This window comes from Alcaligenes sp., from assembly GCF_050255915.1.
Classification (GTDB): domain Bacteria; phylum Pseudomonadota; class Gammaproteobacteria; order Burkholderiales; family Burkholderiaceae_B; genus Alcaligenes; species Alcaligenes aquatilis.
Genome location: NZ_JBFWIQ010000002.1, coordinates 17,862 through 27,811, shown reverse-complemented (window position 1 = coordinate 27,811; position 9,950 = coordinate 17,862). Strand labels below are relative to the sequence as shown.

Here is a 9,950-nt window from a genome sequence, read left to right as displayed (position 1 = left end):
ATTGTTGATGACCGCAATAATGACGGCAAGGATGATGATGAGTTGGCGACGGTCAATATCGTGGCTAACCAGACGGACATCACCGAAGGTGAGGCCGGTACGTTCACGGTCAGCCGTGACGGTGGTGACACGGATCAGGTGGCCAAGGTCAAGCTGGGCTTGAGCCTGGACGGCAAGGCCGATGCGGATGACTTCGTGGGTACGTTGCAGGTTCAGGATGCTGCTGGCAACTGGGTCGATGTGGATCCGAATGCGGAGTATGAAGTGCCTGCCAACGGCGGCTTACAGCTGCGTGTGGTGACGGCCGATGACAAGGTCTATGAAGGTCCTGAGGACTTCACGGTTGAGATCACCGAGGTGATCAATGCCCATGAAGGCACCTTGGAGGCCGACGCTCTGATCGTCGATACAAGCTTTGTTTACGCCGTGATTAGTGTTGATCAAAACAGCGTATCTGAGGGTGGGGAGCTGCGTTATACCGTGCAGTTAGTCGATGGTGCGGGCAATGCGGTCACAGTGCCAGCAGGTCAAAGTATCGATGTGACTCTTGATTGGAGTGGCGCTGCCGCCAATGCGGGCGATACCGGCACCTTGCCTGATAGTGTGACTATTCAGGGCGGGACGTCCGAAACAGAATTTACTGTTAATACGGTAGATGACGTTTACAAAGAGCCTAATGAGGGCTTGCAGGTAGAGATTACGGGCGTTGTGGACGCTAATGATGCGTTTGATCATCTGTCTGTGGGTACTCAGGATTCTGCAAGTACCGTCATTGTGGATGACTTTGACCCAACGACGGTCAGCATTAAGGCAACGGTCACTAAGACCTCGACAATTGATGTGGGTAATGTCGGGAACACTGACAGCTTTACCGTGACGGCTACAGATACAACTGGCCAGGCGACCAATGTCTCTACAGTGACAGGTACGGACCATGATGGCTTTGGTGTGTCTGGACAGGCTGGGAATGGCGACGACAAAGAGCTTGGCTATGGGGAGACTCTCACGGTTGAATTCAACAATGAGGTTAAGTCCTTTGATGTTCAGTTTGCCTGGAGAGCCAATTCTGAAAAAGCGAAGGTTGAGTTCTTTGATGCAGCGGGTAATTCAGTTGGCTGGGCCATCATTTCTGGTGGTGGCTCCAACACCCAAGCCTTGGTTACGTATTACGATGCAAATGGTGATGTGACCAAGACCGAACGGGTAGCAGGCGGCTCAGACAAAGTCGATTTGGCATACACGTTTGAACCCGGCAGTGGACTAAACTTTACGAAAGCAGAGTTCACGGCACCTGGACCGACTGATGATTATCTGGTGCATTCCATCTCCTACAAAGAGGTGATCAATGATGATGCATCCAGTATTCCTGGCATGGAATCCGAGGTTGTGTTTGATATCGAAACCTCGAATCCGCCTGATCCTAGCAAGTATGACTTTGAGACTACCTTCCCGACGGCAACGGTAGAAATCGACGGTCAGGCCTACGAGGTAACGCTGGACAGAAATGGCAAAGGTTCGGTGACGGTGACAACCGATGGCACTAAAGATCTGACTGCCAAGGTAGTAGCGGTGGACGGAAACTTTGAGGATGTCCAGGTTCCTGTCAGCCTCACGCTGCACCACGGTGAAGTCTATGATGGTGACAACAGTGGTGGCACGCTGCAGGGCAGTCAGGGTGATGACATTATTCTGGCCGACGTAGGCGGCACGGTTACGAATGTTGAGCCCGGTAAGAACTACAACATTGCATTGGTGGTAGATACGTCCGGCAGTATGGCAAATGAATCTGGTACTCCAGGTCTGACCCGTATGCAGTTGGCTATCAATGCCTTGAAGAATCTGGCCGAGGATTTGAAGGACCACGATGGCATCGTAAATGTGGTGTTGGTTGATTTTGCCCAAACAGCTACCTCAGTAGTGAAGCTGGATAATCTCACCACAGATAATGTGCATATTTTGATTAATGCTCTTAACAATCTGAGCGCGTATGAGGGTACGAACTATGAGGCTGCCTTTAATGAAACCGTGAAATGGTTTAATGAACAAGCTGCTAAGCAGACTACTGGTGCCCAGTTTGAAAATCTGACTTATTTCCTGACCGACGGCAATCCAACGTATTACATGGATGGTCAGCAGGTTAAAGGAAGCGGCAGTTCGACAACTGCTACGATTATGGAGCAGTCGATCGACGCGTTTGAGGCTTTAAGCGATTTGAGCGCGGTGCATGGTATCGGTATTGGCAGCGGTGTGGCCCAAGACTATCTGCAGTTCTTCGATGACACATCTTCTATCGGTGATAAGGATGTCTGGGTGCAAGAAGGTAAGTGGTCCTGGCAGGGACGCTGGGTGTCTGGCCCTGCCGGCACACCTGACATCGTGCATACCGCTGAAGACTTGGCTGCTGCCTTGCAGGGTGGTTCGAGCAGCAGCGAGTTGCTGGATGTGGGTGATGACACTGTATTGGGTGGTGACGGTAACGACATCATCTTTGGTGATGCGATTAATACCGATGGTGATGTCTTGCCATGGCATGAAATCCCAGGCGGCCGTCCTGCTGACTTGCCCGATGGGGCCGGCTTGAAGGCGCTGGAGGTATTCCTTGAGCTCAAGAATGGGTCTGCTCCAAGCAACACAGACTTGTACGCTTACATCAAGGGAAATCACGAAGCTTTCAATGTGACTGGTGATACTCGTGGCGGTAATGACACGCTGGATGGCGGTAGCGGTAACGACATCTTGTATGGTCAGGGCGGCAACGACACATTGATCGGTGGTGCTGGTGACGACATCCTGTTCGGTGGTGCTGGCAATGACACCTTCCAGTGGAATGCCGGCGACCAGGGTAGTGTTGCCAAGCCTGCTGTAGATCGTGTGATGGACTTTGGTGCGGCTGGTGAAGACACCTTGGACATTAGCGATCTGTTAAGTGGTTATGACGGTAGCGATGCCAACCTGAGCAAGTACTTGTCCGTAAAAGAGTCCGACAGTGGCAAGATGGAAATCGGTATTAGCTCTCAAGGGAATGGCCAGATCGATCAGAAGATCATTCTGGACAACATCGACTTTGACGCAGAGAAGGCCGCTCAGATCGCCAACTCGCTGAAAGACGGTACTTTGAAGTCTTCTGATTTCTAAGCTGTTCACCGAATAGGCACTACCTGTGGGTAGTGTCCGAACCCCACAAACCTTTTTGAGTTTGTGGGGTTTTTTTATGTTTGCAGCTTGTCGTCAGCGCCAATAGTGGGTGCTTGGTATTTGTGATTATGATCGTGATGTGTCGTTGGAAAGAGGGTGCATGCGGTAGGACGGCTGGCCAAGCTGGGCTGGTAGGCGGTGGCTCTGCGGTTTTGCAGACCAGCTGTTTCTTTTTGCAGGGATGGTGATTCGAGACTGTTTAACAGCCTGCTCTCTATATAGAGGATTCAGGCACTTTGCCGATTGCCAAGCGCCTACTAAATAGGCACGCTATAAGGCCGTTATAAGGGTTTGCTTATTTGGGATTGACGTGCTCTTGTCTTTTGCCTGGCTACGCCTTTTTCTTCGATCTAGGGTTGCGCTGCTAGCGTTGATTGCGCTGCTTGTTTTGGTGTGGCTGCCTTTGTCGGTGCCAGCCTTGCAATTCGAGGCAAGCAAGATTCGCCAGACTGCCGTCTCCCGCTTTGGCGCCCGTGCTGGAAATGCTGTAGATCGCTGGATCGTTAACCTGGACTCCGCCCGCGGGCAAAGCGAGCGCCGCCAACTGGATGTCGTCAACGATTTCTGGAACGCGAATGCAATGGCTGGTGAGGATATTCACATCTGGGGGCAGTTGGATTATTGGGCAACACCGATTGAAACGCTGGGCAAAATGGCGGCCGATTGCGAGGATTTTGTGATTGGCAAATATTTTTCCTTGTTACACCTGGGTGTGCCCAATGAAAAATTAAGATTGATTTATGTACGGGCACAAGTAGGTGGCCAAAGTATTGCGCACATGGTGCTGGGCTACTACCCCACACCGCAGTCCGAGCCTTTATTGCTGGATAATTTAAGTGGCTCGATTCGTCCCGCCAGCCAGCGTCCTGATTTGACCCCCGTGTTCAGCTTCAATTCCCAAGGGGTGTATGTGGGTAACGCCCAGAAAGGTTCGGTAGACAGTATCAGCCGCTGGCGTGGTTTGCTGGAAAAAATGCGTAAGGAAGGGTTTGTTCCTTGATGATGTACCGGCCCCAGGGCTTGAGCCCTGATCGGAAACAGCTCTCAGGACACCCTTGCTGGGTGGGCTAGACCAGAATTTATGGAATATACGGAAGCGTTATGTCTTTACTTAAACAGCTCCTGCTAAGTGTCTCGTGCGCGATTCTTGCTATCTTGATTGGCACGCTGTGGTTCAGCGTTGACTCGGCAAGGCAATACTTGAGCAGTCAGTTGCAGGCTCAGGGTGAGTCGGCCGCGACTTCGCTGGCCTTGACCTTGTCCCAACCCAGCAACCAGGATCCGGTGACCCAAGAGCTGCTGATTGCTGCTCTGTACGATACCGGGCAATTTGAGCGTATTCGTTTTGCTGACACCTCCGGTACGATCTTGGTGGAGCGTAGCACTCAACAAGAAAAGGAGCTCACTGGATCTTCGCCTGCGTGGTTTGCCAACTCCTTGCCGATTGAGGTGCCTGTGGCCTCGGCTCATGTCAGCAACGGCTGGAACCAGATCGGCACTATTGAGGTAAAACCCGCTGACGAATACGCCCGTGCCAGTTTGTGGAAAAGCTTTGTGCGCGTGACCTTGCTGGTATTGGGCGCTGGAATTGCCTGGGGTGTGTTTGTCTTGATGGTCATGGCCTGGTTGCGTCGTGCCTTGCGCGAACATGTGCAGTTCGAGTTGCAGCAGATGGATCAAAGTGAATCTGTACCCAGCCGCAAAAAAGTACGCACGATTCCCGAGCTGGAAGCCGTGACACATACCTTAAGCACCGTGCGAAGACGCATCCGTGTCAGTAGCCAGGAGCAAAACGCCCGAATCGAGCAACTGCAGTTGGAGTTGAACTGTGATCCGGTAACGGGCCTGGCTAACCGCAAATATTTCGTGAACCTGTTCCGTCAGGTTCTTCAGCAAGAAGAAGGTGGCCATGTGCTCCTGTTCCGTCAGCGGGACTTACTGCCATTGAATACGTCTTTGTCGCGCGATGCGGTGGATGCCTGGTTGAAGTTGCTCACCCAGCGCTGTACTGAACTATTGCAGAAAAATGGCATGGACTCAGGCAATCTGGCCCGCCTGAATGGCTCTGACTTTATTGTGCTGCTCCAGGGCCAGACGGGTCCTCAGGTGATGGGTTTTGCGCAAGAGTTGCGTAACGCTTTGCAGGAACTGCGCCAGCCCCTGCCCGATGGCAGTCTGTGCCGCTGGTCGATGGCGATGACGAACTACGAAGGACAGGACACGCTTAGCGCCGTGATGACGCGTTTGGACAATGCGTTGATGCGTGCTGAAGGGGCAGGGCACCAGGAGGTGGAGTACCGTCCCTCCGAAGGCGTCCATTCCGAGGCGGGATCGTCCATTGGCGAGCAGGAATGGCATTCGCGTATTGAGCGTGGTCTGGAGCAAGGCCGTATTGAATTGAATGTGAAACCGGGCGTCGAGGTGTGGGGTCAGGCTGGTCAGATTTACGATGCAACCTTGAATTTGTTGCCTGAGCAGCAAGGTCAGGCCAGTTTACCGGCCTATTTATTCATTCCGGTGGCGGTGCGTCTGGGTCTGTCAGGGCTGTGTGACTTGCGCACGATGGAACTGGCGAGTGACTGGCTGGCCAGCAATGAGGGCAGTTTGAGTGTTCGCGTCTCCTGGGCCTCGGTGATCAAGCCCGGCTTTGCGGATCAGGTGGCCGAGGTTCTGGTCAAAGCTGGTGACAAGGCTCAACGTTTGATTATTGAACTGGATGCTTACTGTCTGAGCGAATACGATGTCGAAACGGTCGCTTTTGTGGATACATTGCGTCCCTTGGGTGTGCAATTTGGTCTACGTCGTGTTCTGGAACAGCCCGAATCGATTCTGTGGCTCCATGTGATGGCGCTCAAATATATTGTCCTGGACGATGAGCGTGCCCAAACTTTGCAGACTGAAGTGGGAGGACGGCACTTGCTGACCGCGTTCCTGCAAAGCCTGCGGGAGTTGGGGATTGGTTTGCGGCGGGTAACGCGAACCAGCAATAGCGCCCAGTTGGATGCGTTGTTGCGTGAAAACGCCGTCGCGCCAAGGCCTTAGCAAATAAATCCTTGTTTTTCTGGGGCTTATTTGCTAATATATGTGGCTTACCTCTTTATTTTGACCGGAGAGGCTTAGACGCCTATCCGGATTGAAGTTGGTAATACAACGTTTTGTCTCTCGCAAGATTTCAACCTAGGGTTCGGCTTGCCGGACCAGATCGAGATCGGGTTTACGGTATCGAACTGGCTGGATCCGAATCTGACGGGACCAAAACTGGTTGTGTGACCCAGTCATTTTGGCTGGATCGTTGCAATTAAGTTGGAACAGGAAAAATCATGATTCAAATGCAGACCACGCTGGACGTGGCCGACAACACAGGTGCGCGTTCCGTAATGTGCATCAAGGTGCTGGGCGGCTCGAAGCGCCGTTATGCCGCAATTGGTGACATCATCAAAGTTACCGTTAAAGAAGCGGCCCCGCGCGGACGCGTCAAAAAAGGCGAAATCTACAACGCTGTAGTGGTTCGTACCGCTAAGGGCGTGCGCCGTAAAGACGGTTCGCTGATTCGTTTCGGTGGCAATGCCGCCGTATTGCTCAATGCCAAGCTGGAACCCATCGGCACCCGTATCTTCGGACCCGTTACGCGTGAACTGCGTACCGAGAAGTTCATGAAGATCGTGTCCTTGGCTCCCGAAGTGCTGTAAGGAGCGCGAAAAAAATGCAAAAAATTCGTAAAGGCGACGAAGTTATTGTGCTGACTGGCCGTGATAAAAAACGCCGTGGCACAGTGCTGCAACGCGTCGATGCAGACCACGTTATCGTGGAAGGCATCAACGTAGTCAAAAAACACGTTAAAGCCAATCCTATGGCTGGCACGCAGGGTGGTATTGTCGATAAGACCATGCCTATCCACATCTCGAACGTTGCGCTGTTCAACCCAGAAACCGGCAAGGGCGACCGTGTTGGTATCCAGGTGATCGACGGCGAGAAAACGCGTGTTTATCGTTCCAGCGGCAAGGCCGTTGGCGCCAAGGCTTAAGGGGCGGATAACATGGCACGTTTACAAGAGTTCTACCGCGAAAAAGTGGTTGCCGACCTGCAAAAGCAGTTCGAGTACAAGAGCATCATGGAAGTACCCCGCATCACCAAGATCACTCTGAACATGGGTGTCTCGGAAGCGGTTGCTGACAAGAAGATTATCGAGAATGCGGTATCGGACATGACCAAAATTGCTGGTCAAAAGCCCGTTATCACGAAAACCCGCAAAGCTATTGCCGGTTTCAAGATTCGCGAAGATTACCCGATCGGTTGTATGGTGACCCTGCGCGGTCAACGCATGTACGAATTCCTGGATCGTCTGGTCGCTGTGGCTCTGCCACGCGTTCGTGACTTCCGTGGTGTGTCGGGTCGTGCGTTTGACGGCCGTGGCAACTACAACATGGGGGTTAAAGAGCAAATCATTTTCCCTGAAATCGAGTACGACAAAATCGACGCAGTGCGTGGTCTGAACATCAGCATCACTACTTCTGCCAAGACGGACGAAGAGGCCAAGGCGCTGCTTAGCGCGTTCAGCTTCCCGTTCCGCAACTAAGGGGCGCAACGTGGCTAAACTTTCCCTCATCAATCGCGACATCAAGCGCGCCAAGCTGGCTGAGAAATTCGCCGCCAAGCGTGCAGCACTGAAAGCGACTATTGACGACCAGTCCAAGTCTGACGAAGAGCGCTACGAGGCTCGTTTGCAGTTGCAACAATTGCCACGCAACGCGAACCCGACCCGCCAACGCAACCGCTGCGTTATCACCGGTCGCCCTCGTGGTGTTTTCAAGAAATTCGGTTTGACTCGCCATAAAGTGCGCGAAATGGCAATGCGCGGCGAGATCCCCGGTATGACCAAGGCCAGCTGGTAGGAGAAATACACATGAGCATGAGCGATCCAATCGCCGATATGTTGACCCGCGTGCGTAACGCGCAAATGGTCAACAAGACATCGGTTAGCATGCCCTCCTCGAAGCTGAAAGCAGCTATTGCTGCTGTGCTGAAAGACGAAGGCTACATCGAAGATTTCCGCATCGTTGGCGAAAAAGCCAAGCCAGAGCTGGAAGTCACCCTGAAATACTATGCCGGCCAGCCAGTCATCGAGCGCATCGACCGCGTTTCGCGTCCTGGACTGCGCATCTACAAAGGCAGCACAAGCATCCCTCAAGTCATGAACGGCTTGGGTGTTGCCATCGTGTCCACGTCTCGCGGCGTGATGACCGATCGCAAGGCGCGTGCAGCTGGCGTCGGTGGCGAAGTGCTGTGCTACGTGGCATAAGGAGAACATCATATGTCACGTATCGCTAAGTATCCCGTTTCCCTGCCCAAGGGCGTAGAAACGACTATTGCCGCTGATCAGATCACGGTCAAAGGCCCTCTGGGCACTTTGGTTCAAACTCTGACTGGCGACGTCACCATTGAACTTCAAGACGGTCAGCTGTCTTTTGCTGCTGCGAACGAAACTCGTCACGCAAACGCAATGTCCGGCACCGTGCGCCAACTGGTCAACAACATGGTTGTTGGCGTGAGCGCCGGTTTCGAACGCAAGCTGAGTCTGGTTGGCGTGGGTTTCCGTGCCTCCGTCCAGGGTAATGCCTTGAAGTTGCAACTGGGTTTCTCGCACGACATCGTGCACGACCTGCCTGAAGGCGTCAAAGCCGAGTGCCCAACTCCGACGGAAGTCGTGATCAAGGGTTCGAACAAGCAGGTGGTTGGTCAGGTTGCCGCTGAAATTCGTGGCTATCGTCCACCAGAGCCTTACAAAGGCAAGGGTGTACGTTATGTCGGCGAACGCGTCATCCTCAAGGAAACCAAGAAGAAATAAGCCGGCAGGCAAGGACGAATCATGGACAAGAAACAATCCCGTATGCGTCGTGCAGTGGCTACTCGCCGCAAGATCGCCGAACTGCGCGTACACCGCCTGTCGGTGCATCGCACGAATACGCATATTTACGCGAGCATCATCTCGCCCGAAGGCGACCGCGTTCTGGTCAGTGCTTCCACTGTCGAGACCGAAGTTCGCAAAGAATTGGCCGTTGGCAGCAACGTAGCGGCAGCCAGCCTGGTTGGCAAGCGCGTCGCCGAAAAGGCGAAGGCTGCGGGCATCGAGACGGTTGCTTTTGACCGCTCGGGCTTCCGTTACCATGGCCGCGTGAAAGCGCTGGCCGAGGCCGCGCGTGAAGCCGGCTTGAAATTCTAAAGGAATTATCAAATGGCTAAAGCACAAGGCAGACAGGCTCCAGAGCAAGAGCGCGATGACGGCCTGAAAGAAAAGATGATTGCGGTCAACCGCGTCAGCAAAGTCGTTAAAGGTGGTCGCACCATGAGCTTTGCTTCGCTGGCCGTAGTCGGTGATGGTGATGGTCGTATCGGCATGGGTAAGGGCAAAGCCCGCGAAGTACCCGTTGCTGTTCAAAAGGCAATGGAACAGGCCCGTCGCGGTCTGATCAAAGTGCCTCTGAAAAACGGCACTTTGCATCACACCGTAGTGGGTAAGCACGGTGCAGCTACCGTTCTGATCTCGCCCGCCGCTGAAGGTACTGGCGTTATCGCCGGTGGCCCAATGCGCGCTATCTTCGAAGTGATGGGCGTGCGCAACGTCGTAGCCAAGAGCCTGGGTTCCAGCAACCCATACAACATGGTTCGCGCTACTTTGAACGGCTTGCGTGCTTGCTCGACACCGGCTGACATTGCTGCCAAGCGCGGCAAGACAGTTGAAGAAATTCTGGGGTAAG

General features: G+C 53.4%; 11 protein-coding genes. All 11 read left to right on the top strand.

The features are described from left to right. Positions 1-3,135: VWA domain-containing protein (locus AB7E06_RS02405; RefSeq protein ID WP_427954955.1), on the top strand; the 3,135-nt coding region annotated here is incomplete at its 5' end. Between the two features lie 421 nt (positions 3,136-3,556). Beyond that, the gene (locus tag AB7E06_RS02400) at positions 3,557-4,195 is read left to right on the top strand and encodes a transglutaminase-like cysteine peptidase (RefSeq protein WP_395013983.1); all 639 of its coding nucleotides are present in this window, start codon (positions 3,557-3,559) and stop codon (positions 4,193-4,195) included. Between the two features lie 101 nt (positions 4,196-4,296). Next, on the top strand, positions 4,297-6,237 hold the full coding sequence (locus tag AB7E06_RS02395) for a bifunctional diguanylate cyclase/phosphodiesterase (protein WP_427954953.1): 1,941 nt from the start codon (positions 4,297-4,299) through the stop codon (positions 6,235-6,237). 278 nt (positions 6,238-6,515) lie between these two features. Beyond that, entirely contained in the window at positions 6,516-6,884 is a 369-nt protein-coding gene (gene rplN / locus AB7E06_RS02390) for a 50S ribosomal protein L14 (RefSeq protein WP_003805375.1), read from the top strand. 14 nt (positions 6,885-6,898) lie between these two features. Further along, positions 6,899-7,219 carry a 50S ribosomal protein L24 gene (gene rplX / locus AB7E06_RS02385; protein WP_094198142.1) on the top strand — a complete coding sequence of 107 codons (321 nt, stop codon included), beginning with the start codon at positions 6,899-6,901 and terminating at the stop codon, positions 7,217-7,219. Positions 7,220-7,231: 12 nt separating this feature from the next. Continuing rightward, positions 7,232-7,771, top strand: a complete 540-nt coding sequence (gene rplE / locus AB7E06_RS02380) for a 50S ribosomal protein L5 (protein WP_009459981.1) — start codon at positions 7,232-7,234, stop codon at positions 7,769-7,771. Between the two features lie 10 nt (positions 7,772-7,781). Continuing rightward, on the top strand, positions 7,782-8,087 hold the full coding sequence (rpsN, locus tag AB7E06_RS02375) for a 30S ribosomal protein S14 (protein ID WP_042489405.1): 306 nt from the start codon (positions 7,782-7,784) through the stop codon (positions 8,085-8,087). An 11-nt stretch (positions 8,088-8,098) separates the two neighbouring features. Beyond that, positions 8,099-8,494 (top strand): 30S ribosomal protein S8, encoded by a 396-nt coding sequence (gene rpsH, locus AB7E06_RS02370; RefSeq protein ID WP_094198141.1) that lies wholly within the window; start codon positions 8,099-8,101, stop codon positions 8,492-8,494. Positions 8,495-8,506: 12 nt separating this feature from the next. Further along, positions 8,507-9,040, top strand: coding sequence for a 50S ribosomal protein L6 (rplF, locus tag AB7E06_RS02365; protein ID WP_108728328.1), 534 nt, complete (start codon positions 8,507-8,509; stop codon positions 9,038-9,040). Between the two features lie 21 nt (positions 9,041-9,061). Next, positions 9,062-9,415 (top strand): 50S ribosomal protein L18, encoded by a 354-nt coding sequence (rplR, locus tag AB7E06_RS02360; RefSeq protein ID WP_009459977.1) that lies wholly within the window; start codon positions 9,062-9,064, stop codon positions 9,413-9,415. A gap of 12 nt (positions 9,416-9,427) precedes the next feature. Then, positions 9,428-9,949, top strand: coding sequence for a 30S ribosomal protein S5 (gene rpsE, locus AB7E06_RS02355; RefSeq protein WP_003805367.1), 522 nt, complete (start codon positions 9,428-9,430; stop codon positions 9,947-9,949). Position 9,950: the final 1 nt, after the last annotated feature.